At 71.1% G+C, this 23943-nt stretch carries 19 protein-coding genes; 8 read left to right on the top strand and 11 right to left on the bottom strand.

Translation table 11 applies throughout. The features are described from left to right. Positions 1-191: 191 nt before the first annotated feature. Positions 192-1448, bottom strand: coding sequence for a fumarylacetoacetase (gene fahA / locus ACWCP6_RS03360; protein ID WP_450930631.1), 1257 nt, complete (start codon positions 1446-1448; stop codon positions 192-194). A gap of 209 nt (positions 1449-1657) precedes the next feature. On the opposite strand from fahA, the gene ACWCP6_RS03365 reads away from it, so the two are divergent. From ACWCP6_RS03365 to ACWCP6_RS03375, 3 genes are all read left to right on the top strand, one after another. Further along, positions 1658-2905: a carboxylate--amine ligase gene (locus tag ACWCP6_RS03365; RefSeq protein WP_450930632.1), complete on the top strand. Its 1248-nt coding sequence runs from the start codon at positions 1658-1660 to the stop codon at positions 2903-2905. Positions 2906-3035: 130 nt separating this feature from the next. After that, positions 3036-4241 (top strand): FAD-dependent oxidoreductase, encoded by a 1206-nt coding sequence (locus ACWCP6_RS03370; protein ID WP_450930633.1) that lies wholly within the window; start codon positions 3036-3038, stop codon positions 4239-4241. Positions 4242-4371: 130 nt separating this feature from the next. After that, positions 4372-5178 carry an HAD family hydrolase gene (locus tag ACWCP6_RS03375; RefSeq protein ID WP_450930634.1) on the top strand — a complete coding sequence of 269 codons (807 nt, stop codon included), beginning with the start codon at positions 4372-4374 and terminating at the stop codon, positions 5176-5178. 74 nt (positions 5179-5252) lie between these two features. Here the strand turns inward: ACWCP6_RS03375 and ACWCP6_RS03380 are convergent, their stop codons facing one another. After that, a complete protein-coding gene (locus tag ACWCP6_RS03380; protein ID WP_450930635.1) occupies positions 5253-7244 on the bottom strand; it encodes a CocE/NonD family hydrolase in 1992 nt (663 codons plus the stop codon). 457 nt (positions 7245-7701) lie between these two features. On the opposite strand from ACWCP6_RS03380, the gene ACWCP6_RS03385 reads away from it, so the two are divergent. Further along, positions 7702-8712 carry a polyprenyl synthetase family protein gene (locus ACWCP6_RS03385; RefSeq protein WP_450930636.1) on the top strand — a complete coding sequence of 337 codons (1011 nt, stop codon included), beginning with the start codon at positions 7702-7704 and terminating at the stop codon, positions 8710-8712. A gap of 129 nt (positions 8713-8841) precedes the next feature. Here ACWCP6_RS03385 and ACWCP6_RS03390 read toward each other — a convergent pair whose 3' ends face one another. Further along, a complete protein-coding gene (locus ACWCP6_RS03390) occupies positions 8842-9399 on the bottom strand; it encodes a hypothetical protein (RefSeq protein ID WP_450930637.1) in 558 nt (185 codons plus the stop codon). A 737-nt stretch (positions 9400-10136) separates the two neighbouring features. Between ACWCP6_RS03390 and ACWCP6_RS03395 the strand changes: the two genes are divergently transcribed. The 3 genes from ACWCP6_RS03395 (at position 10137) to ACWCP6_RS03405 (ending at position 13568) form a co-directional block, all read left to right on the top strand. Beyond that, a complete protein-coding gene (locus tag ACWCP6_RS03395; RefSeq protein WP_450930638.1) occupies positions 10137-11435 on the top strand; it encodes a LolA family protein in 1299 nt (432 codons plus the stop codon). 290 nt (positions 11436-11725) lie between these two features. Then, the gene (locus tag ACWCP6_RS03400) at positions 11726-12682 is read left to right on the top strand and encodes an ABC transporter ATP-binding protein (RefSeq protein WP_450930639.1); all 957 of its coding nucleotides are present in this window, start codon (positions 11726-11728) and stop codon (positions 12680-12682) included. Continuing rightward, positions 12669-13568: an ABC transporter permease gene (locus ACWCP6_RS03405; protein WP_450930640.1), complete on the top strand. Its 900-nt coding sequence runs from the start codon at positions 12669-12671 to the stop codon at positions 13566-13568. The genes ACWCP6_RS03400 and ACWCP6_RS03405 overlap by 14 nt, the downstream gene beginning before the upstream one ends. 3 nt (positions 13569-13571) lie before the next feature. Here ACWCP6_RS03405 and ACWCP6_RS03410 read toward each other — a convergent pair whose 3' ends face one another. From ACWCP6_RS03410 to ACWCP6_RS03420, 3 genes are all read right to left on the bottom strand, one after another. Next, positions 13572-14156 (bottom strand): flavodoxin family protein, encoded by a 585-nt coding sequence (locus tag ACWCP6_RS03410; protein WP_450930641.1) that lies wholly within the window; start codon positions 14154-14156, stop codon positions 13572-13574. Positions 14157-14280: 124 nt separating this feature from the next. Continuing rightward, on the bottom strand, positions 14281-15240 hold the full coding sequence (gene rarD, locus ACWCP6_RS03415; RefSeq protein ID WP_450931092.1) for an EamA family transporter RarD: 960 nt from the start codon (positions 15238-15240) through the stop codon (positions 14281-14283). 328 nt (positions 15241-15568) lie between these two features. Then, positions 15569-16429 carry an SDR family oxidoreductase gene (locus ACWCP6_RS03420; RefSeq protein WP_450930642.1) on the bottom strand — a complete coding sequence of 287 codons (861 nt, stop codon included), beginning with the start codon at positions 16427-16429 and terminating at the stop codon, positions 15569-15571. Positions 16430-16520: 91 nt separating this feature from the next. On the opposite strand from ACWCP6_RS03420, the gene ACWCP6_RS03425 reads away from it, so the two are divergent. Continuing rightward, complete coding sequence (locus ACWCP6_RS03425; RefSeq protein ID WP_450930643.1) at positions 16521-16892, top strand: winged helix-turn-helix transcriptional regulator; 372 nt, start codon at positions 16521-16523, stop codon at positions 16890-16892. Positions 16893-17028: 136 nt separating this feature from the next. Here ACWCP6_RS03425 and ACWCP6_RS03430 read toward each other — a convergent pair whose 3' ends face one another. From ACWCP6_RS03430 to ACWCP6_RS03450, 5 genes are all read right to left on the bottom strand, one after another. After that, positions 17029-18111, bottom strand: coding sequence for a 2-oxoacid:ferredoxin oxidoreductase subunit beta (locus ACWCP6_RS03430; RefSeq protein WP_450930644.1), 1083 nt, complete (start codon positions 18109-18111; stop codon positions 17029-17031). Then, the gene (locus tag ACWCP6_RS03435) at positions 18104-20047 is read right to left on the bottom strand and encodes a 2-oxoacid:acceptor oxidoreductase subunit alpha (RefSeq protein WP_450930645.1); all 1944 of its coding nucleotides are present in this window, start codon (positions 20045-20047) and stop codon (positions 18104-18106) included. Before ACWCP6_RS03435 ends, ACWCP6_RS03430 begins: the two co-directional genes overlap by 8 nt. 280 nt (positions 20048-20327) lie before the next feature. After that, positions 20328-20999, bottom strand: coding sequence for a LuxR C-terminal-related transcriptional regulator (locus ACWCP6_RS03440; protein WP_450930646.1), 672 nt, complete (start codon positions 20997-20999; stop codon positions 20328-20330). 154 nt (positions 21000-21153) lie between these two features. Continuing rightward, positions 21154-22503: a sensor histidine kinase gene (locus tag ACWCP6_RS03445; protein ID WP_450930647.1), complete on the bottom strand. Its 1350-nt coding sequence runs from the start codon at positions 22501-22503 to the stop codon at positions 21154-21156. 125 nt (positions 22504-22628) lie between these two features. After that, positions 22629-23894 (bottom strand): sensor histidine kinase, encoded by a 1266-nt coding sequence (locus ACWCP6_RS03450; protein WP_450930648.1) that lies wholly within the window; start codon positions 23892-23894, stop codon positions 22629-22631. Between the last annotated feature and the right edge of the window lie 49 nt (positions 23895-23943).

The raw sequence follows: 23943 nt of genomic DNA on the forward strand, positions 1-23943 counted from the left end.
CAAGCGCCGAGTACAAGATGCATCCTCGCGGCGCCTTGTGTCAACTGCTCGATACAAGCGGCGTGGGGGTGGTCGGATCAGAACGGATCGGCACCGATCCGTGTCGATCAATGCCGATCGGCGCCACCGACGCTGTGTCGATCAACGTCGCCGGGGCGGTGCCGGTCGGTGCCGCCCCGGCGACGCCGGACTCACCGTGCCGGCGCGATCCGCCCCCGTACCTCGCCCAGCTCCACCCGCGTCCCGTCCGGGCCGGGTGCCCAGGCGGTCAGCGTCACCTCGTCGCCGTCCTCGAGGAACGTCCGCTTGCCGTCGGGCAGTTCGAGCGGATCGCGGCCGTTCCAGGTCAGTTCCAGCAGCGAGCCCCGCTCACGCTCGGTCGGTCCGCTCACCGTGCCCGATCCGTACAGGTCGCCCGTGCGCAGGGACGCGCCGTTCACGGTCATGTGCGCCAGCTGCTGCGCGGCGGTCCAGTACATCGTCGAGAAGGGCGGCTCCGAGACCACGTGTCCGTTGATCGCGACGGAGATGCGCAGGTCGTAGCCGCCCGGCTCGTCCTTCGCCGACTCCGCTGCGTCGTCGAGGTAGGGCAGCAGCTCGTGGGTGCGCGCGGGGGGTGCGACGCGGGCGGCGTCCAGTGCTTCCAGCGGCGTGATCCACGCGGACACCGACGTCGCGAAGGACTTGCCGAGGAAGGGGCCCAGCGGCACGTACTCCCAGGCCTGGATGTCGCGCGCCGACCAGTCGTTGAGCAGGCAGAGGCCGAACACGTGCTCACGGAAGTCGCTCAGCGCGACCGGGGAGCCCTGCTCCGAGGGGACGCCCACGACGAAGCCGACCTCGGCCTCGATGTCGAGGCGGACCGACGGGCCGAACACCGGTGCAGGGTCGGCCGGGGACTTCCGCTGGCCCGAGGGGCGTACGACCTCCGTGCCGGACGGCACGACCGTGCCCGACCGGCCGTGGTAGCCGATCGGCAGGTGCTTCCAGTTGGGCGTCAGCGAGTCCTCCGCGTCGGGGCGGAAGATCTGGCCCACGTTCCGGGCGTGGTTCTCCGAGGCGTAGAAGTCGACGTAGTCCGCGACCTCGAAGGGCAGATGGAGCGTCACGTCGGAGAGCGGGTACAGCAGCGGCGCCACAGCGTCCCGGTGCGCCGGGACCGTCACCCAAGCCGTGAGCGCCCGGCGTACGTCGCTCCAGGCCGTCCGGCCCGCTGCGAGCAGCGGGGTCAGCGACGGCTGCGCGAGCAGCGACGCGTACGGCGAGCCCAGCGCAGTGGCCGCGGCGCCCGCGTCCAGGACGTACGAACCGAGCCGTACCCCGACCCGCCGGTCACCCTCCGAACCCGTGAGCGAGAACACGCCGTACGGAAGGTTGTGCGGGCCGAAGGGGTCGCCCTCGGGAAGGTCGAGCGGGGTCTGCTCGTGCTGCGGGAGCTGCTCGGGCATCGGGTGCTGCCTCGCTTTCCGTGTGGTTGAGCACCACGGTACGGGTGATGCGAAGGGTTGGGCAGTGCCTAAAGAGTTAGCAATGTCCGAATAGGCCGCCTTGCCGGAGTGTTCAATTCCGGCTTAGCGTCCCATCGGGGCGCGGACGGGGTGGATCCGGGTCCAAAGGGGGACACGTGGGGGGACCCGTGGCCAGAAGCGCCAGCAGCGTGCCATTCACCGCCGACCGAGATGTGCCGGGCCTGATAGTGAAGTTCGGCGACTATCCACTGCACCACGGCGGGGTGGGTGCGATACGCAGTCTGGGGCGCCTCGGCATCCCCATGTACGCCATTACGGAGGACCGCTACACGCCTGCCGCGGCCTCCCGTTATCTGCGCCGTCCGTTCGTGTGGCCGACCACCGGGACGGAGGAGCCGGAGCGGCTGGTCGAGGGGCTGCTGCGCATCGGGCGGGCCATCGGAAGGCCCACGGTGCTCGTCCCCACGGACGAGGAGGCCGCGGTGCTCATCGCCGAGCACCAGGACCAGCTCGGAGAGGACGGACGGTTCCTCTTCCCGCGCGTGGAAGCGGGCCTGCCGCGCCGCCTCGCCAGCAAGCAGGGCCTCCACGAACTCTGCGTGGAGCACGGCATCCCGAGCCCGGCGGCAGCCTTCCCGGACTCCCGTGCCGACATCGAGGAGTTCGCGAAAACGGCGCGCTTCCCGGTCGTCGCCAAGAACCGTGAGGCCTTCGTCCGCCGCGAGCGGCCCGCCGTGAACGGCACCACGCGCATCGCCACGCCGGAAGGGCTGCTCACGCTCGCCCGCGACTGGGGGGAGCAGCCCGGAGTCATCCTCCAGGAGTACCTGCCCCGGGAGGAGGCCGAGGACTGGATCGTGCACGCCTACTTCGACGCCGACTCGACACCCCTCGCCATGTTCACGGGGGTGAAGGTGCGCTCCTGGCCCCCGCACGCGGGCATGACGGCCAATGCGTACGTCGTCGACAACCCGGAACTCGCCGATCTCGCCGCGCGTTTCATCAAGCAGATCGGCTTCACCGGCATCATCGACCTGGACCTGCGCTTCGACCGGCGCGACGGCCAGTACAAACTGCTCGACTTCAACCCCCGCATGGGCGCACAGTTCCGCCTCTTCGAGAACGAGTCCGGGATCGACGTCGTCCGCGCCATGCACCTCGATCTGACCGGCCGCACCGTCCCGGAGGGCGAACAGCGCGCCGGCCACCGCTACATCGTCGAGAACATCGACCTGGCCGCCCTCATGGCCTACCGCCGCAGCGGCTACACGACCCCGCACGCGCCCGAGCGCGCGAGCGGCACGGAACTCGCTTGGCTCGCCTCGGACGACATGAGGCCCTTCTTCACGATGCTCGCCCGGTTCGTACGACCCGGCGCGAAGCATCTGTACCAACTGTGGCGCACCCACCGGAGGGGTGGCGGCACCCCCAAGTAGGGGCCGTTGCCGGGGGGACGGAGCCGCACCGTGGGACGCCACCGTGCACCCGTCCGCAGCGCCGCGCCGGAAGCACACAGCACAACGCGAAGTAGGCACAGCACAAAGTGACGTCCTGGGGAGGGACTTCGTGATTCGTCCGGTAGCAATCATCGGGGCAGGGCCGTTCGGCCTGTCCACCGCCGCCCATCTGCGGGCGCGCGGCATCCCGGTGCGGGTGTTCGGCGAGCCCATGGTGAGCTGGCGTTCGCACATGCCCGCGGGGATGCTCCTGAAGTCGACCCCGGCGGCATCCAACATCGATGCGCCGCAGCGCGGTCACAACCTCGTCGACTACTGCGACGCGGCCGGCATCAAGCGGCTCGTCACCGACGAGGACATCGTCCCCGTCGAGACCTTCGTCGACTACGGGGAGTGGTTCCAGCAGAAACTCGTGCCCGAACTCGAACGTGTCCGGGTCGTGTCCGTCGACCGGCGCGGCAGCGACGGCTTCGAGCTGAAGCTCGACTCCGGGGAGCAGTTCACCGCCCGGGCCGTCGTCGTCGCCACGGGCCTCTCGGGCCTCGCGCACCTGCCGTCGGAACTGAGGGGAGCCGCGCCCGACGGACCCAGCCCCACGGGGCCGCTGTCGCACAGCTCGCAGCTCCACGACCTGACGCGGTTCTCCGGCAAGCAGCTGATCGTCGTCGGAGCCGGGCAGTCGGCGCTGGAGACCGCCGCGCTCGCCGCCGAGGCGGGCGCGCGCGTGCGTGTGGTGGCCCGGGGGAAGGGGGCCGTCGCCTTCGGAGCACCGCCCTGGCAGCAGCCGCGGCTGCGCCCCGAGTCGCCCTTCGGGCGCGCCTGGTCCCTCTACGCCATCAGCTACTACCCGCACCCCTACCGGTACCTGCCGCCGCAGGCCCGCCACTACCTGGTGCGCCGCATCCTCGGGCCGCTCGGTGCCTGGTGGCTGCGCGACCGCTTCCAGGACAAGGTCGCGGTGCGTGAGGTCCGCCGGATCGTGCGTTCCGGCGTGCCCGAGGACGGCCGCCCCACGATGGCCGTGGAGACCCTCGGCGGGCGTATCGAGGAGCTCTCCGCGGACCATGTGGTGGCCGCGACGGGCTACCGCGTCAACCTCTCCGCGATGGACTTCCTCGGATCCGGTCTGCGCGCGCGGCTCGCGGTGAGCCGCGGCACGCCCAGGCTCGGTACGGGGTACGTCTCGTCGGTGTCCGGGCTGTACTTCACCGGGCTGCCGGCGGCGGCCTCGTACGGTCCGGTCATGCGCTTCGTGTGCGGCACCGAATTCGCCTCGCCGCGGCTCGCCCAGCACCTCGCGGCGGCCCATGGGTGACCCCGGTCCGGCCGGCTCCGCGCGGCGCGCACCGCGCGGAGCCGGGCCGCACCCTGCGCCGGGGCCGTGCCCGCCGGGCTCAATCGATCGCTGATTACTGTCAGTTGGCGGGTCTCCGTATCCTTGGATCATGGGCACCCCACCGCCGTACGAGCTGATCGCGACCGACCTCGACGGCACGCTGTTGCGTGCCGGGGACACGGTCTCCGACCGCTCACGGGCCGCACTGGCCCGTGCCGCCGCGGCGGGCGCCCGGCACATCGTCGCCACCGGACGTCCCGTGCCCCAGGTCCGGCCGCTGCTGGCCGACCTGGGCTATCGGGGGATCGCCGTCTGCGGTCAGGGCGCGCAGGTGTACGACGCCGGGGCCGGTCTCCTGGTGTGCTCGGTCGAACTCGACCGGGAGCTCGCGGAGGTCGCCGTCGACAAGCTGGAGGCGGAGGTCGGGGCGGTGTTCCTGGCGGTGAACCAGACCCGGGCCGATGGGCTGACGCTAGCCGAGCCCGGGTACCGGATGCCGCATCCGGCCCTGCCGGCCACCCGGGTGGACCGGCGCGGCGCCCTGTGGGCCGAGCCGGTCAACAAGGTGCTGGTGCGGCATGCGGAGCTGTCCGACGAGGAGCTGGCGGCCACGGCCCGCAGGATCGTGGGAGACCTGGTCACGGTGACCATGGCCGGTCCCGACATCGTGGAGCTGCAGCCGTTCGGGGTGACCAAGGCGACGGGGCTCGCGCTGGCCGCGGAACGGCTGGGGGCCGATCCGGGGCGGGCGATCGCGTTCGGGGACATGCCGAACGACGTTCCGATGTTCGAGTGGGCCGCCTGGGGGGTCGCCATGGGGAACGCCCATGCGGAACTCAAGGCGGTCGCCGACGAAGTGACGTCGTCGAACGAGGACGACGGGATCGCCGTGGTGCTGGAGAGGCTGTTCGGATGAGGCCCGGGCCCTGAGCCGCCCGGCGCCGCCGACCGGGGCCGGGAAGTCCCGCCCCGGTCGGGAACCGGCATCCCCTAACCGGACGTTCTCGGGATGCGTCTCTCCCACGTCCTGTGGAAGACCACCTCGTCCCCGTCCCGGCACACGATCTCGTTCGTCACCACGAAGTGCGCGGCGTCGCACGTGATGGCGGAGTCCGACTCCACGCGGGCGTCCCAGGCTAGGTCGGGCCGGTGATGGCGGAGGGTCCAGTGGGAGTGGGTGCGGGCCGAGAGGGGGTCGGCGTCGTTGATCGTGTACGTGTCCGTGGCGTCCTCGGTGCATTCGAGGCCGTCGGGGTACATCCGGGTGCCGCCGTAGCGAGGGACGACCTCGAGGCGCCATTCGCCCTGGGCGACGTCCCGTACGACCAGGCGTTCGGGGCGCTGCTCGTCGAGTGCCGCGGGGGAGAAGACACCGAGCGGGGCGGCCTGTTCCGGCTCCTCGAAGGAGACGGCCGGGTCCGTCGTCCGGGAACGGACCGGGAGGACCAGGGAGCTGCCCCCGGGATCCAGCGTGAAGCCGGCCTCGGAGCCGGGCTGCGGCCAGATCCACGGCCAGTAGGCCGAGGACACCGCGAGGCGGATGCGATGACCGGCCGGGAACGCGTGCCCGATGGCGTTCAGTTCGAAGACGACGTCCTCGGTGGCTCCCGGCGGCCAGACCACTGCCTCCTCGGGCCCGTGCCGCAGGGCGAGATTGAGCGCACCGCGCGTGATCAGGGTGGAGGAGCCGTCGGGCGCCACGTCGCAGAGGCGGGCCACGACCTGGCCGCGCGGCACGGGACAGGTCAGCCTCAGCCGTACCCGCGGGCGTCCCAGCACCCAGATGTCCTCGGTGACCTCGAACTCGAAGCACGCCGACCGGGCGTCCTCGTCTCGCTGGTCGGGCGGAAGGTCCGCGTCGTCGCCGAGCGGAAGGAAGCGGCCCGCGTCCAGCCCCGTGTGCTGCGGGGACCGGACGAGCACCGGGTTGCCCTGGAGGGCATACATGACGGGTGTGACGTTCGGGGAGGGCCAGGAGGGCTCGTCCACCCAGCGGCCCGGGAGCTCCCGGTACGCCGTCGCGGGCGGGTGGGTGTCGCCGAGGTATGCACGCAGCGCCGGCCCGGCCGTCCCTCCGTTCCCGGACCCCGGCTGCAGCCACCGGTCCCACCAGTGCAGCGTGTGCTGGAGGAAGCCGATCGCCGGGCCCGGAAGCCCGTGGTCCGGGTACTGGTGCGACCAGGGCCCGATCAGCCCCCGCACCGGACCGGGCAGGTGTTCGACGAGGCGGAGGACCGTGTCCCGGAACGGGTCGTGCCAGCCGCCCACCGCCAGCACGGCCGCCTCGACCGCGGTCCAGTCCTCGCGGACCGCGCCCTGCCGCCAGTAGTCGTCGCGCGTCTGGTGGTCGAGCCAGTCGTGCACGAACGGCTCCACGGCCTCCAGCCGCTCGAGCCACATCTCGCGCCAGGCCTCACCCACGACCTGTGGATCCGGGGGCCGGGAGGTGAGGGCGAGCATGGTCGCCGCCCAGGCGTGCATGTCCACCGCCAGGACGGAACCACCCATGTAGTGCACGTCGTTGTCATAACGGTCGTCGGCACAGCAGACGGCGACGACCGCCTTGAGCGGCTCCGGCGCGAGGGCCGCGATCCGCAGGGAGGTGAGACCACCCCATGAGATCCCGAACATCCCCACGCGACCGCTGCACCAGGGCCGGGCCGCGAGCCAGTCGATCACCTCGACCCCGTCGGCCAGCTCCGTGCCGGAGTAGGGCGGCGTCGGGCGGCCCCCGGAGTTTCCGTGCCCACGGATGTCGACGCGCACGGACGCATAGCCGTGGCCCGCGTACCAGGGGTGCCGCTGCCGGTCGCGGGGCGCGGTCCAGTCGGTGAGGCGGTAGGGCACGTATTCGAGGAGGGCGGGCACGGGGTCGTCGGTCAGCGGGCGCCACACGCGTGCGTACAACTGCGTGCCGTCCGGCATCGGAATGAGGGCGTCCTCGTGGGTCGTCCCGTAGGGAAAGGTGGTGCGGATCTTCATGCGCGTGACCTCGTGCCGCTCCGGGCCGGCGCGCCGGGCCCGCCGATCGCACGCGGCACGGTCTTCGTGGCGTTGCGGGACACAGCCTCCGCCTCCGGGGACTCCGTGCTCCGGCCCTCCGCCCTTCGTGGCCGCGTTGGGCCAGGAGGGCGTATGAGGACGCGGAAGAAAATATGGCCGGAAAGGTGATGATCCGGTCATGAACATACTCGTGGTCGTCGCAGGCCGCGCGGCCTGGCCGTGGAATCGAGGGGACGCATTCGTGACGTCGGCCGATGGAGTTCGAAGGCGTGTCGGGCGGGGTGGTGGCCGGAGACGGGCGGGGGCTCACGGTGATCGAAAGGCGACCGGATACGCTGACTTGAGTGATGGCAGCGACACATCGACAAACCGTGTGATCGACCTTGTGACCACCGTGCGATCGAGTTGTGATCGTCAGCAGACAGGAGAACCCCTCGTGACCGTCGTCGGGCCGTTCGGGCTGAGCGTGCGGGACCAGGCCGTCGAAGCCGAGGTCCAGGCCGGATTGGCGGCTGTCGAGGAGGGCCTGCTCGAGGCCACCAAGAGCGAGGTCCCGTTCATCACGGAGGCCGCGCAGCATCTCGTGCGTGCGGGCGGGAAGCGGTTCCGGCCGCTGCTGGTCATGCTCGCGGCACAGTTCGGCGACCCCTATGCGCCGGGCGTCGTGCCCTCGGCCGTCGTGGTCGAGTTGACCCATCTCGCGACGCTGTACCACGACGACGTGATGGACGAGGCCGAGGTGCGGCGCGGTGTCGACAGCGCCAACAGCCGGTGGGGCAACTCGGTCGCGGTGCTGACCGGCGACTTCCTGTTCGCCCGGGCCTCGCACATCCTCGCCGACCTCGGCCCCGAGGCCGTGCGCATCCAGGCCGAGGCGTTCGAACGTCTGGTCACCGGCCAGATCCTGGAGACCGCGGGTCCGCGCGACGGCCGTGACCCCGTCGACCACTACCTGGACGTACTCGCCGGCAAGACGGGCTCCCTGATCGCCGTGGCGTGCCGCTTCGGAGCCATGATGTCGGGCGCCGACGAGACCGTCGTTGACGTCCTCACCCAGTACGGCGAGCGGCTCGGCGTCGCCTTCCAGCTCGCGGACGACGTCCTGGACATCGCGTCGGAGTCCGTCGAGTCCGGCAAGACGCCGGGCACCGACCTGCGCGAGGGCATCGCGACGCTGCCCGTGCTGCGGCTGCGCGAGCGCGCCGCCCGGCTGGGACTCCCCGAGGACATCGAGCTGTGCGAGCTCCTCGACTCCGACCTGAGCGACGACGCGCGGCACGCCGAGGCGCTGTCCCGGCTGCGCACCCACCCCGCCCTGGAGCAGGCGCGGCGCGACACCGTGCGGTACGCGGAGGAGGCCCGGGCCGCCCTCGCGCCGCTGCCCGAGTGCGACGCCAAGGCGGCCCTGGTGGAGCTGTGCGACGCGGTGGTGCACCGGGCGGGCTGAGGCCCGTACGAGGCCGCCCGACGGGCGGTGGACGGCGGCAGTGACGCCCATGGGCGCCCGTACGACGCCGCCCGATGCGCGGTGGACGGAGCGTGGCGCGGGCCGCGGATGCGCAGGGCGCCGTGTCTCTCAGTACCCCGGGGCCCCGCTGCTGCTCGTGCCGCTCGCGCCCATGGCCTTTGCGCCGGTCGGTGTGGCCGCGAACCAGGTGCCGTCCACACCCTGCCCGTAGGCCTCGTGCGGTTCGTCGTCCCGGGTGTACCGGTAGAGCGGCCAGCCCGCCAGCGTCATCTGTGTGCTGCCGTCCGGGCGCTTCACGGTCGACACCAGCTTCGGGTCGATCCCTGTCGCGGTGATCTTGCCGTTCACCTTCTCGGGCGGCCAGAGCGCGGCGCAGTCTCCCGTGCAGGTGGACTTCGACGGCTTGGCGCTGTCGTTGTCGAACCGGTAGAGCACGAACCCCTTGCCGTCCGTGACGACGGTGCCGAGCTTGTCGACCTTGAAGGTGGTGAGTGTGGTGCCGCCGGCGGTCGCGCCCGTGCCGGCGGTCGTCCCGGTGCTCCCGGCCGGTTTGGCGCTGCCGCCGCTGTTCCCGCTGCTACCGCATCCGGCGAGGGTGAGTGCCAGGGCGGCGGTGCCCGCGGCCGCGTATCCGGCGATCCGTGTGATGGTCCAGGTGGTGGGCATGGCGACCCCCTTGCTGCGGTCACTTCTCGGCCCTGTCCGGTGCCTTCACTGATGCGTACGGAGAAAGGGGCGTTTCGGCTCGTATCGGATGTGGGCCGATTGCGTCGCGCGGATGCCGGATCTACGCCGGATCGCGACGGATGTGCGCCGCTCGGTGGCGTCGCGGTGGTCCGATGCGGTGTCGCGCGGCCCGCCAGTGGTGCACGGCGGCCCGGTGGCGGGTGCCGTGGTGGCGGCATTTCCAGAATGTGCCGCATATCACATTTGTTGATCGAGTCCAGTCTTGGACATGATCCGTATGCATGTCCGAAGGCGGGCGCGGCGGGTCCGAACGCGGGGCCGCGGCGTCCGGCCGGGCCCCGAAACCGGCTAGGGGCGAGCGCGGTGGCCGAAGCGGCCGCGGCGGGACGGCCCTCGTCACAGGGCATCGAGCAGGCCGTCGAGGAGTCATGGGCCGCGCTCGCGCGTGGCAATGACGCACCGGCGTCCCGCACTTGGGCCGCGTCACCCCTAAGGGAGGGGGGAGGCATTGCCCCCGGATGTCATACCGCGGTCGTACATGGAGTTGATCCCGCGGGTTGACGCTTCTGCACGGCCGATTTGGTCGGATGGGAGGCACCATCCCGAGCAATTCGGGTGAGAATGGCGGCGTGGGGATGGGGCGCCCCGGGCATCGAGCCCCGGGGCGGAACGCACGGAGACGAAGGCCGCCGCCGAACCACGGAGGTAGGGCACAGATGGCACCGTACGAATCCGGCAACACCTCGACCGGGGGGCCCGGCGAGCGCGAAGGTGCGGACGTCACGGACCTGCGCGCCGGCCGCCGCAGGGCGGCGCGGTACGTCGTCCCGGTCGCGGTGGTGGGCATAGCGGCGGCGACGATCGGGCTCGTCCCGGCGCTCGCCGACTCCGGCGACCCCAAGCTGCCGAAGATCACCGCACAGGAACTCATCGAGAAGATCGCCAAGTCGGACGTCCAGCAGGTCTCCGGCACCGTGAAGGTCAGCACCGACCTGGGGCTGCCGAACCTGGGCGGCCTTGCGGGCGGCTTCACGCCGCCCGGCGGCAAGGGGGGCGACCACGGCTCGTCCGCCGACCCGCAGGCCAAGCTGATGGAGCTGGCGTCCGGCACCCACACCCTGCGTGTCGCCGCCGACGGCCCCGACAAGCAGAAGCTGTCCATCCTGGACGACTCGGCCGAGTACAGCATCATCCACAACGGCGCGGACATGTGGGCGTACGACAGCGCGTCGAACGAGGCCTACCACGCCAAGGACCCGGCCTCCGGCGAGCGGGCCCACAAGGAGTCGCCGAAGGGCCTGCCGAAGGATGTCCCGGCCACTCCCAAGGAGTTCGCCGACGAGGTCCTGAAGGCGGCCGACGACACCACCTCGGTGACCGTCGACGGCACGGCCCACGTCGCCGGCCGTGACGCGTACAAGCTCCTCGTCAAGCCGAAGCAGTCCGGTACGACGGTCGGCGCGATCACCGTGGCGGTGGACGCGAAGACCGGGACCCCGCTCAAGTTCACGCTCACCCCGTCCAGCGGCGGCGCCGCCGTGGTCGACGCGGGCTTCACCACGGTCGACTTCGGCAAGCCGGCCGCGTCGACCTTCCGCTTCACGCCTCCCAAGGGCACGAAGGTCACCGAGGCCGACGGCCCCGGGGCACGGGGCAAGGGTCACGAGCACGGGGACTTCGGGAAGTTCCACGACCCGGCATCCGGCAAGGTCCCGGGCAAGGGCGCCGGCGACGGCGAGCACGGGGACACCAAGGTCATCGGCAAGGGCTGGAACTCCATCGCGGTGCTCGAGGCCCCGGGCGGCAAGGGCCTGCCGTCGGCGAAGTCCGGCGACACCCCGCCGGAGGCACAGAAGTTCATGGACGCACTGGGCGCCCAGGTGCACGGCAAGTTCGGATCCGGCACGGTCTTCTCGACCCGCCTGATCAACGCCCTCGTCACCGACGACGGCAAGGTCTACGTCGGCGCCGTCACCAAGGACGCGCTGGTGAAGGCGGCGAACGCGGCCAAGTAGCTCCGGCGGACCGCCGTCGCCCCATGAGGCCGGGCATGCGCATCCGGGCGCACGACCGGGCAGCGCGGCATCCGGGCGGCGGCGCAGCCGTGGTGACGCGGCGTCGGCGGCGTCGTGACGCCGTTGCGGTGGCGCTGTTCGGGCGTCATGGTGTCGGCGGGCCACGGGCCGCACGGCGTCGGCGGGCCACGGGCGACCTCGGGTCGGCGCCCCGGCGACCTGTCCGGCGGCGGACGCACCCACGCCGGGCCGCCGAGCAGAATGAGGTACGGGAACGGTTGGGGGAGTCGATGGAGGAGCCGACCGCGGCGGCGGAGGGCACGGTGATCACCACCCGTGCGCTCACGAAGCGGTACCGCGGCGGGCAGCTCGCCGTCGACCGGCTGGACCTGACGGTCCCGGCCGGCAGCGTGTTCGGCTTCCTGGGGCCCAATGGTTCCGGCAAGACGACCACCATCAGAATGCTGATGGGGCTGATCGAGCCGACGTCCGGTGCCGCCCAGGTGCTCGGCCGCCCCATGCCGCGCGCCGCGCGCACGGTGCTGCCGCAGGTCGGCGCCCTCATCGAGGGCCCCGCGCTGTACGGCTTCCTGTCCGGCAGGGACAACCTCCTGCGGTACGACGCCGCAGACCCGACCGCCGATCCGCGCACCCGGCGAGCCCGGGTCGGGACCGCCCTGGACCGCGTGGGTCTGACTGCGGCCGGGGGCAAGAAGGCGAAGGCGTACTCGCTGGGGATGAAGCAGCGACTCGGCCTCGCGGCCGCGCTGCTCCAGCCCCGCAGGCTCCTCGTCCTGGACGAGCCGACCAACGGTCTCGACCCGCAGGGCATGCGGGAGATCCGCTCACTGGTGAGGGAGTTGGCGTCCGACGGCACGACCGTCTTCCTCTCCTCGCACCTCCTCGACGAGATCGAGCAGGTCTGCACGCACGCCGCGGTGATGGCGCGCGGCCGGCTGATCACCCAGGGCAAGGTGGCCGACCTCGCGTCCGGGGCGCGCGGCCGGCTCGTGGTCACGACGCCCGATCCGGGCGACGCGGCCCGCGTGCTCAAGGAGCGGGGCGTGACCGATCTGGCCGTGACGGAGGAACGGGTGACCGGTGAGCCGCCGGACACGGACCTCGCCGAATTGAACGCGGCACTGGTCACCGCCGGGGTCCGGGTACGCGGCTTCGGCGTCGAACGCGCCTCGCTGGAGGACGCGTTCGTGGCACTGACGGGGGAGGGCTTCGATGTCGCGGGCTGACGCGCCGGCCGGTGCTCCGGACACCGTTCGGGGGGCGCCCGTCGTACGACGGATGTGGACGCTCGGCCTGTTCCGCAGCGAGCTGACGACCACACTCCGCCGCTGGCGGACGCTGGCGCTGCTCGGAGTGCTGGCCGCGGTGCCCGTCCTGGTGGGGATCGCGGTGAAGCTGGAGACCGGCGACGGCGGCGGGGGTGCGGGAGGAGGCGGCGGCGGGCCGGCGTTCATCACGCAGATCACCAACAACGGCCTGTTCCTGGCGTTCACCGGTCTCGCCGCGACACTGCCGTTCTTCCTGCCCATGGCGGTCGGCGTGGTCGCGGGCGACTCCGTCGCCGGAGAAGCGAGCGCGGGCACCCTGCGCTATCTGCTCGTGGCGCCCGCCGGGCGCACCCGATTGCTGGTCGCCAAGTACGCGACCACGATGACTTTCTGCCTGATCGCCACGCTCGTCGTCGCGGCGTCCGGGCTCGCCGTCGGGTCGCTGCTCTTCCCGCTCGGCGAGGTCACCACGATCTCCGGCACCCGCATCGGTTTCGGCGACGGGCTGCTGCGGGCCCTGCTGATCGCCCTGGTCGTCGCGGCGTCACTGATCGGGATCGCGGCGCTCGGTCTGTTCATCTCCACCCTGACGAACAGCGGCATCGCGGCGATGGCGACGACCGTCGGCCTGCTCATCACGGTGCAGATCGTGGATCAGATACCGCAGTTGCACGCGGTGCAGCCCTATCTCTTCCCGCACTACTGGCTGTCCTTCGCCGATCTCATGCGCGACCCGGTCTACTGGGACGGCCTGCTCAAGAACCTCGAGCTGCAGGGCCTGTACGCCGCCGTCTTCGGGTCGGCGGCGTGGGCGCGCTTCACGGCGAAGGACATCACGGCGTAGGGATCAGACCTCCTCGTAGGGGAAGCGGGCCACCGGCGGCTCCTGCGCGAAGAACGTCTTCGCGCGCGTCAGGGCCTCCGTGTCGGCGAGGACGTCGCCCGGCTTGCTGCCGTTGCCGAGCAGCACACCGCCGAACCGCATCCCCATGTACGCCGCCGTGTGGTGCAGGGTGCCGATCAGGGGAGCGGCGACCTCTTCCTCCTGGTGCGCGAGCGCCGTGACACCCCACAGGCGCCGGCCCGCCAGGGTGGCCTTGAAGCCGATCTCGGGGACGCGCAGCCAGCCGGACCAGTGGTCCAGGTAGCGCTTGGTGGGTGCGGACACCGAGTACCAGTACAGCGGGGACGCCACGACGATGTCGGTTGCGTCCAGGGTCGCGTCCAGCAGCAGCGCTGCATGACCGTCCACCGGCCGCCGGTGGTCGCTGTCGTGGCGAAGGTCCTCGAACTCGGGCAGGGGGTGATCGGCGAGGCGGAGCCAGCGCTGTTCCACGTCCCCGGGCAGCTGCTCGGCGGCTTTGCGGGCCAGCATCTCCGTGTTGCTCTCGGTGCGGCTGCTGCCCAGCAGGAACAGGAACGTGCGGGCCATCGGGCTCTCCCTCGCGGCGGATGACGGTGCTTACATGCACATGCAAGGAAGTAACGCGGCCTGGTCGCCCGGTCATTCCCCGCCACACGCTGCGTTTCCGCGGGGGCGTACCTGCTCCTGTGTCCTACGGCTTCGCCGCCGGCGCCACATCGACCGCCGCGGCCTGCGGGTCCACGACGTCAGCGCTCCGTACGACCCCCGCGGTGCCCTTCGGCGCCGGCACGCCGTGCGCCTCCAGAACCGCCCTCGCCCTGCGCGCCCGGCGGGCCGTGCGCAGCGCGTCCCACGTCAGGGTGGACAGCGCCAGCCACACCAGCGCGAATCCGGCCCAGCGCTCGACGGGCATGGCCTCGTGGAAGTAGAAGATGCCGATCAGGAACTGGAAGACGGGCGCCAGATACTGCAGCAGCCCCAGCGTCGACAGGGGCACCCGGATCGCGGCGGCGCCGAAGCAGACCAGAGGTATGGCCGTCACCAGTCCGGTCGCCGCGAGCAGCAGCGCGTGCCCGCCGCCGTCCGTGCCGAACGTCGACCCGCCGTGCGCGCCCAGCCACAGCAGATACGCGAGCGCGGGCAGGAACTGCACGGCCGTTTCGGCGGCCAGCGATTCCAGGCCGCCCAGATTGACCTTCTTCTTGACCAGTCCGTACGTCGCGAAGGAGAAGGCGAGGCAGAGGGAGATCCACGGCGGCCTGCCGTAGCCGATGGTCAGCACCACGACCGCCGCCACGCCGACCCCGACGGCCGCCCACTGCGCCGGCCGCAGCCGCTCCTTCAGCAGCAGGACGCCCATCGCGATGGTGACCAGCGGATTGATGAAGTAGCCGAGCGAGGCCTCCACCACGTGGCCCGCGTTCACGGCCCAGATGTAGATGCCCCAGTTCACGGTGATGACCGCGGCGGCGACCGTGATCAGCCCCAGCTTCCTCGGTTGCCGCAGCAGCTGCCCCGCCCAGGCCCAGCGCCGCATCACGATCAGCGCGACGGCGACGACGACCAGCGACCACGCCATACGGTGGGCCAGGATCTCGATGGCGCCCGACGGCTTCAGAAGGGGCCAGAAGAGGGGGACGAGTCCCCACATGCCGTAGGCCGCGAAGCCGTTCAGCAGACCTATTCGCTGCTCGCCTCTGGAGCGCAGCTCGCCCTCGGAGCGCACGGGCCCCCTCCTCACTCACCCGGCTGCCCCTGTCGTGCTCTGCGCAGCCACCTGTCCTAGCCCAGGCGAAAGGTAGCGCCGCCACCCCTTCCATGTCATCACCGTATCGCCATACGGTGATGACGTATTCGGAGTGGAGTGCTGTGCTCACCTGCTGTGAGCGAGTGTGGCTGCGCAGGGGCGAGCGGCCCGTGCCGGTCGGTCATGGCCGTGCGGTCGCCGCCCGCCGGTGTGCGCGGATCGGGCCGGCGCTTCAGTCCGTCAGGGCCACCTTGATGGCCTCGGAGACCGGCGTCGTCGGGCGTCCGATGAGCCGCGCCAGGTCCCCGGTGCTCCGGGCGAGCAGTCCGCGCTCGACCGCCGTGTCCACATCGACCAGGATCGCCGCGACCGGCTCGGGAACGCCCGCACCGGTGAGGACCTTGAGGTGCTGCTCCCCGGGAACGTTCGCGTAGGTGACGTCCCGGCCGGACTGCCGGGCCACCTCGGCGGCGTACTCGGCGAACGACCAGGCGGTGTCGCCGCTCAGCTCGTAGGCCTTGTTCTCGTGGCCGGTCCCGGTCAGTACGGCGACGGCGGCAGCTGCGTAGTCGGCGCGTGCGGCCGAGGCGACCCGTCCCTCGCCTGCGGAGGCGACCACGGAACCGTGGGCAAGGGCGGGGGCGAGGTTCTCGGTGTAGTTCTCGTGGTACCAGCCGTTGCGCAGAAAGGCGTACGGGAGGCCGGAGTCGAGGATCGCCCGCTCGGTCGCCTTGTGTTCGGAGGCCAGCCGGAAGTCGGCGTCCGGGCCGCCCAGTACGCCGGTGTAGGCGAGCAGTGCCACGCCCGCCGCGCGGGCCGCGTCGACGACCGCCTGGTGCTGGGGTACCCGCTGCCCGATCTCGCTGCCCGAGATCAGCAGCACGCGGTCGCCCGCCGCGAAGGCACCGCGCAGGGTCTCGGGGGTGTTGTAGTCCGCGATGTGCAGGGTCACGCCGCGTGCCGCCAGGTCGGTGGCCTTCTCCTTGCTCCGCACGACGGCCGTGATCTGCTCGGCCGGGACCCGGGCGGCCAGCAGTCCGTCGATGACGAGACGGCCGAGGTGTCCGGTGGCGCCGGTGACGACGATGCTCATGTCTGAAATCTCCTCTTGAGGTGCGTCTGACACTCACCCTAGGTCTGGCACTAACTGCTGGAAAGTACCCACTTTGAAGTAAGGTACTGGCATGGCCGTAAGTAAGAAGGAGATCGACGGGGAGGCGATGTGCCCGTACCGCCTCGTCCTGGAGCATGTGACGAGCCGCTGGGGCGTGCTCGTGCTGATCACGCTGCTGGAACGCGCGTACCGCTTCAGCGAGCTGCGCCGCGCCATCGGCAGGGTCAGCGAGAAGATGCTGACCCAGACCCTGCAGACGCTGGAGCGCGACGGTCTGGTGCACCGTGACGCCAAGCCCGTCATCCCGCCGCGCGTCGACTACTCGCTCACCGACCTCGGCCGGGAGGCCGCCGAGCAGGTCCGATCGCTGGCCGGCTGGACCGAGCGGCGGATGGACGCCGTGCTCAAGGCGCGCGAGACGTACGACGCGACACGCGCCTAGCGCTGCGCGGGGCGCCGGGACTCGGGGCTCGGGGGCACTGAGCCTTGGGGCGCGGGGGTGTGGCGCCCGCCCTGGGGGTGAAAAGCGCGGGGCCCGGACCGATGCGGTCCGGGCCCCGGTGGGCGGTGTCGTGGCGTCAGCCGACGACCGTCCAGGTGTCGTTCCCGGTGAGTAGCGCCGAGAGGTCACCCTTGCCGTTCTGCTCTATGGCGGCGTCCAGCTGATCGCTCATCTGCGTGTCGTAGACCGGGCGGTCGACCGAGCGGAAGACCCCGATCGGGGTGTGGTGCAGCGTGTCCGGGTCGGCGAGACGGGACAGCGCGAACGCCGTGGTGGGCGAGGCGGAATGCGCGTCGTGCACCAGAACCTGGGCCTCGTTCTCCGGCGTGACCGTCACGACCTTGAGGTCGCCGGTGGCCGCGTCCCGTACGACACCGCTGGACAGGTCCTTGCCGAAGCGGACGGGCTGTCCGTGCTCCAGGCGGATCAGGGCCTCGTCGGCACGCTGGTTGTCCTTGAGGGCGTCGAACGCGCCGTCGTTGAAGATGTTGCAGTTCTGGTAGATCTCCACGAGCGCGGTGCCCGGGTGGGCCGCCGCCTCGCGCAGCACGCCGGTCAGGTGCTGGCGGTCGGAGTCGATGGTGCGGGCGACGAAGGACGCCTCCGCGCCGATCGCCAGCGACACCGGGTTGAAGGGCGCGTCGAGCGATCCCATCGGTGTCGACTTGGTGATCTTGCCGACCTCGGAGGTGGGCGAGTACTGCCCCTTGGTCAGGCCGTAGATCCGGTTGTTGAACAGCAGGATCTTGAGGTTGACGTTCCGCCGCAGCGCGTGGATCAGATGGTTGCCGCCGATCGACAGCGCGTCGCCGTCGCCGGTGACGACCCACACCGACAGGTCGCGGCGCGAGGACGCGAGACCGGTGGCGATGGCCGGGGCGCGGCCGTGGATCGAGTGCATCCCGTAGGTGTTCATGTAGTACGGGAAGCGGGACGAGCAGCCGATGCCGGAGACGAAGACGATGTTCTCCTTCGCCAGCCCCAGCTCCGGCATGAAGCCCTGCACGGCGGCGAGGATCGCGTAGTCACCGCATCCCGGGCACCAGCGCACTTCCTGGTCCGACTTGAAGTCCTTCATGGACTGCTTGGCCTCGGCCTTGGGCACGAGCGTCAGCGCCTCGATGGCTCCGGTGCCTTCCTTGGTGGTCGTCTCAGCCATCGAGAGCCTCCTTGAGAACCGTGGCCAGCTGTTCGGCCTTGAACGGCAGGCCACGCACCTGGGTGAAGGACTGTGCGTCGATCAGGTACTTGGCGCGGATCAGCGTGGCGAGCTGCCCGAGGTTCATCTCGGGGATCACCACCTTCTTGTAACGCTTCAGGACGTCGCCGAGATTCCCCGGCAGCGGGTTCAGGTGACGCAGATGGGCCTGCGCCACGCTGAGACCGGCCGCGCGCAGCCGGCGTACGGCTGCGGTGATCGGCCCGTAGGTCGAGCCCCAGCCGAGGACCAGCAGCTCCGCGTCGCCCGTGGTGTCGTCCACCTCGATGTCCGGCACGTCGATGCCGTCGACCTTGGCCTGGCGGATGCGCACCATGAAGTCGTGGTTGGCCGGGTCGTAGGAGATGTTGCCCGTGCCGTCCTGCTTCTCGATGCCGCCGATGCGGTGCTCCAGACCCGGGGTGCCCGGGATGGCCCACGGCCGGGCCAGCGTCTGCGGGTCGCGCTTGTACGGCCAGAAGACCTCGGTGCCGTCCTCCAGCGTGTGGTTCGGGCCCTGGGCGAACCGAACCCGCAGGTCGGGCAGTTCGTCGAGGTCGGGGACGCGCCACGGCTCGGAACCGTTGGCCAGATAGCCGTCGGAGAGCAGGAAGACCGGGGTGCGGTAGGTCAGGGCGATCCGGGCCGCCTCCAGAGCGGCGTCGAAGCAGTCCGCCGGGGTCTTCGGCGCCACGATCGGCACCGGCGCCTCGCCGTTGCGGCCGTACATGGCCTGCAGCAGGTCGGCCTGCTCCGTCTTGGTCGGCAGACCCGTCGAGGGGCCGCCGCGCTGGATGTCGATGATCAGCAGCGGCAGCTCGAGCGAGACCGCCAGGCCGATCGTCTCCGACTTCAGCGCCACACCCGGGCCGGAGGTGGTCGTCACCGCGAGGGAGCCGCCGAAGGCCGCACCCAGCGCCGCGCCGATACCGGCGATCTCGTCCTCCGCCTGGAAGGTCCGCACACCGAAGTTCTTGTGCTTGGACAGCTCGTGCAGGATGTCCGAGGCCGGCGTGATCGGGTAGGAGCCCAGGTAGAGCGGCAGATCGGCCTGCTGGCTCGCCGCGACCAGGCCGTAGGACAGGGCCAGGTTCCCCGAGATGTTCCGGTACATGCCCGGGGGGAACGCCCGGACCGCCGGGTCGACCTCGTAGGAGACCGCGAAGTCCTCGGTCGTCTCGCCGAAGTTCCAGCCCGCCCGGAACGCGGCGATGTTCGCCTCCGCGATCTCCGGCCTCCTGGAGAACTTCTGCCGCAGGAACTTCTCCGTGCCCTCGGTCGGCCGGTGGTACATCCACGACAGCAGCCCCAGCGCGAACATGTTCTTCGACCGGCCCGCGTCCTTGCGCGACAGGTCGAAGTCCTTCAGCGCCTCGACGGTCAGCGTGGTCAGCGGGACCGGGTGCACGCTGTAACCGTCCAGCGAGCCGTCCTCCAGCGGCGAGCTGTCGTAGCCGACCTTGGCCATCGCCCGCTTGGTGAACTCGTCCGTGTTGACGATGATCTCCGCGCCGCGCGGCACATCGCCGATGTTGGCCTTCAGGGCGGCCGGGTTCATCGCGACCAGGACGTTCGGCGCGTCACCCGGTGTGAGGATGTCGTGGTCCGCGAAGTGCAACTGGAACGACGAAACCCCCGGCAGCGTCCCGGCAGGGGCACGGATCTCGGCCGGGAAGTTGGGCAGGGTGGACAGGTCGTTGCCGAAGGACGCCGTTTCGGACGTGAAACGGTCCCCCGTGAGCTGCATGCCGTCACCGGAGTCACCCGCGAACCGGATGATCACCCGGTCCAGTTTGCGGATCTCCTTCTCGCCCGGCGCCCCGGACAGCGGCGCGCGCTGCCCACCGACGTGGGTCCCGTCGGCCTGTTCGGCTGGACTGCTGACCTGGCTGGTCACTGAACTGGACCTCCCTTGGGGCGGCTGTCGGGGGAGCGCCGGCCGACCGGCTTCCCCAGGCCCCACCCTACGTCGGTAAGGGTCGCCTTCCCCCGACCGCTCGCATGCTGGACGCAATTCTGAGACGGCCTGGCACCGGTGTTTGTCATGTCTTGTTCGCCCTCCCGGGCTCCATCCGTAAGACGCGCCCCGTCCACCGTTGGTTGGGAGGCCTCGTGGCTCACTCGATCCGGCGGATCGGTGGGGCCGCGACACCTCCATCTGACACAGTGTCAGCCCATTAGGAGTTCAGATAGGTCAGGACGGCCAGAACACGCCGGTGATCCCCGTCACTGGGCGACAGGCCCAGCTTCTGGAAGATGTTGCTGACGTGCTTCTCCACCGCTCCGTCGCTGATCACGAGCTGCCTGGCGATCGCCGAGTTCGTACGGCCCTCCGCCATCAGGCTCAGGACCTGCCGCTCGCGCGGCGTCAGCGCGGCCAGCACGTCCTGCTTGCGGCTGCGGCCCAGGAGCTGCGCCACGACCTCCGGGTCCAGTGCCGTCCCACCCTCGGCCACCCGCACCACGGCGTCCACGAACTCACGGACCTCGGCCACGCGGTCCTTCAGCAGATAGCCGACGCCACGGCTGGACCCGGCCAGCAGCTCGGTGGCGTACCGCTCCTCCACGTACTGCGACAGCACGAGCACGCCGAGTCCCGGATGCTCCCGGCGCAGCTGCACCGCGGCCCGCACCCCTTCGTCCGTGTGCGTGGGCGGCATGCGCACATCCGCCACCACGACGTCGGGCAGTGTCCCGTCGCCCGCCAGGCCGGTGATCGTCTTGATCAGGGCTTCCGCGTCCCCGACGCCCGCGACCACCTCGTGTCCACGGTCGGTCAGCAGCCGGGTCAGGCCCTCTCGGAGCAGCACCGAATCCTCGGCGATGACCACCCGCACCTTGTTCTCCATGGTTCTCGGCCCCCGTTGCCCGTTCTCCCCTTGATGACGGGCTCCAGCATTCCAGCTGGTGGACCATGCCGCTCAGGGCTGTGGAAAACGTCGGGAGTGTGGACAACGCCGTGCACCGATGGGGCGGTGCCGGGCCATGGGCGGTGCCGGGCCGTCAGTCGCGCCAGGGAAGTTCCGCCGTGATCCGCGTCGGCCCGCCGGTGGGGGAGTCCACGACGAGGATGCCGTCGACCGCGCCCAGACGTCCGGCCAGCCCGGCGAGCCCGGAGCCCTCGGAGGCCGTGGCGCCGCCCTCGCCGTTGTCCGTGACCTGGATGAGCAGCCGGCTCCGGGACTTCCACACATCCACCGTGGCCCGGGTCGCCCGGGAGTGCTTGCTGATGTTCTGCAGCAGCTCCGAGACGGTGAAGTAGGCGATGCCCTCGATGGCTGCGGCGGGCCGGGAGGGCAGGTCGACGTCGACCGTGACCGGGACCGTGCAGCGGGTGGCCACGGAGGACAGGGCCGCGTCCAGTCCGCGGTCGGTCAGGACCGCCGGGTGGATGCCTCGCGCCAGATCGCGCAGCTCCTGGAGCGCCGTCTTCACCTCGCCGTGCGCCTCGTCCACCATGCGCGCCGCCGCCTGGGGGTCGTCCGCCAGCTTCTCCTTCGCGAGCCCGAGCCCCATGGCCAGATGTGCGAGACGGGCCTGTGCGCCGTCGTGCAGGTCGCGCTCTATACGGCGCAGATCGGCAGCGGCGGTGTCGATGACGGCACCGCGGTCCGACTCCAGCTCGACGACCCGGCTGACGAGCGACGAGGGACCGAGCAGGCCCTGCACCAGCAGTCGGTCCACGCTCGACAGGGCCCGGATCACCCACGGCATCGCCAGCGTGATCAGCAGCCCGACCAGCGCCGTCACCGTGACCTCGAACGGACTGTCGAGGCGGACGGTGTGGTAGTCGTCGCCGAAGGGCTGGAGCCCGCCGACACCCACGTACAGCGGGAAGACCCACCGCCACAGCGGATACGTCAGCAGCGCCCATCCGTACGTGCCGAAGGTCAACGCCACGCAGAAGCCGAAGACGGCCCACGGGAAGTGCACCACCGCGTACAGCAGGTGCCGCCAGGACGTGCCGCTCTTCAGGACCGCGCCCGCCCAGGCGAGCGGGCCGCCCTTGCGCGTCCGCACCGGCTCCGGCTCCGCGATCTCCAGCCCGAGCAGCGCCCGGGCCCGGGCCCGCTCCATCACCCCGAGACCGCGGCAGCCGACCAGCAGGGCGGCCAGCACCGGAACGCCTATGAACGTGACCAGCAGACCGGCGCCCAGCGACAGCATCGTCACGGAGAACACGAACATCATGATCCCGACCGGCAGGTTCAGCATCTGATAGCCGAACTCGCGCCAGGTGCGCGCCTCGAACGGTGCGCGCAGGCCCGCCGGAATGAGGTGCCGCGGCTCTCCGGACCCCGTCCCCCGGAACCCGTATCCGTGCCCGTTGCTCTGCCGGTACTGCGTGGCCATCGGCGTCTTCCCGTCTTCTCGTTGCCGTCGTACCTCAACAGTGCTGGCCGGACGGCGCCGGGACCATGGAGCGTGTCGGCGTTCCGATGCGGGGGTTTTCCCCACCCCGAGGGGCGGGCCGGGGATCAGTCCGTCCTGTCGCGCCACGGCAGCTGCGCCGTGACGGTCGTCGGACCCCCCGCCGGCGAGTCGACCGTGAACAGCCCGTCGACCGCGTCGAGCCGCTCGGCGAGCCCCGCCATGCCCGTGCCGCCGTCGAGGCGGGCGCCGCCGCGTCCGTCGTCCCACACCCGGATCAGGAGACGGTCCCCGGCCCGCCGCGCCTCGACCGATGCGGACCGCGCGCCGCTGTGCTTGCTGATGTTCTGCAGCAGCTCCGAGACGGTGAAGTAGGCGATGCCCTCGATGGCTGCGGCGGGCCGGGAGGGCAGGTCGACGTCGACCGTGACCGGGACCGTGCAGCGGGTGGCCACGGAGGACAGGGCCGCGTCCAGTCCGCGGTCGGTCAGGACCGCCGGGTGGATGCCTCGCGCCAGATCGCGCAGCTCCTGAAGTGCGAGCTTCACCTCGCCGTGCGCCTCGCCGACCATGGCGGCGACCGTGTCGTCCGCCCGGCCCTCCAGCAGCTTCTCCTTGGCCAGGCCGAGCCCCATGGCCAGGTTGACCAGGCGGGCCTGGGCGCCGTCGTGCAGGTCGCGCTCTATACGGCGCAGATCGGCGGCGGCGGTGTCGACGACGACGCCGCGGTCCGACTCCAGCTCGGCGATCCGCCGCTCCAGCTCGTCGGACGGGGACAGCAGCGCGCGCACCATCGAGCGGTCCACATGCGTCAGACCGCGTGCGATGTACGGGAGCACCGGCCACAGGACGATCAGCGAGACGAGGGTGACCGCGAAGGTGAGGACGCCCCAGGGCAGCCGTATCGCCTCGTACAGGACCGTGCGCCAGGCGACCGGGTCCTTCAGGCTCGCCCACAGCCGGCCGAGCCCGCGCTCGCGGCCCAGCGGCAGCCGACTCGGCTCGTCGATCCGCACCGCCAGCAGGGCCCTGGCCCTGGCACGCTCCGCCCTGCCCAGCTGACGTGCCCCCACCAGGCCGAGGCCCAGCAAGGGCAGGCCGACCACGGTCACGGCCAGGCCGGCGCCGATGGAGACGGTCGTCAGCACATAGAGGAACCCGGCTATCGACATCGGCAGATTCGCCAGCAGATGCGCGATCTCCTTCCAGGTCTGCCGTTCGAACGCCAGTCGGGGCGGCGGCAGCTGATCGGCCGTGACCGGTCCGTGGGAGGCGGCGACCCACTCGGTCCCCTCCTCGTCGGGGGAGAGCAGGTCGGAGGCGGCGGAGCCGGGTGTTCCGTCATGTGGTCGGGCCATGCTGCGTGCGGTCATATGCGCTAGCGTGCCCGGCCACGCGGCGCTGCGCCATGAGGTCCACCGC

Source organism: Streptomyces sp. NPDC002004, assembly GCF_053593975.1.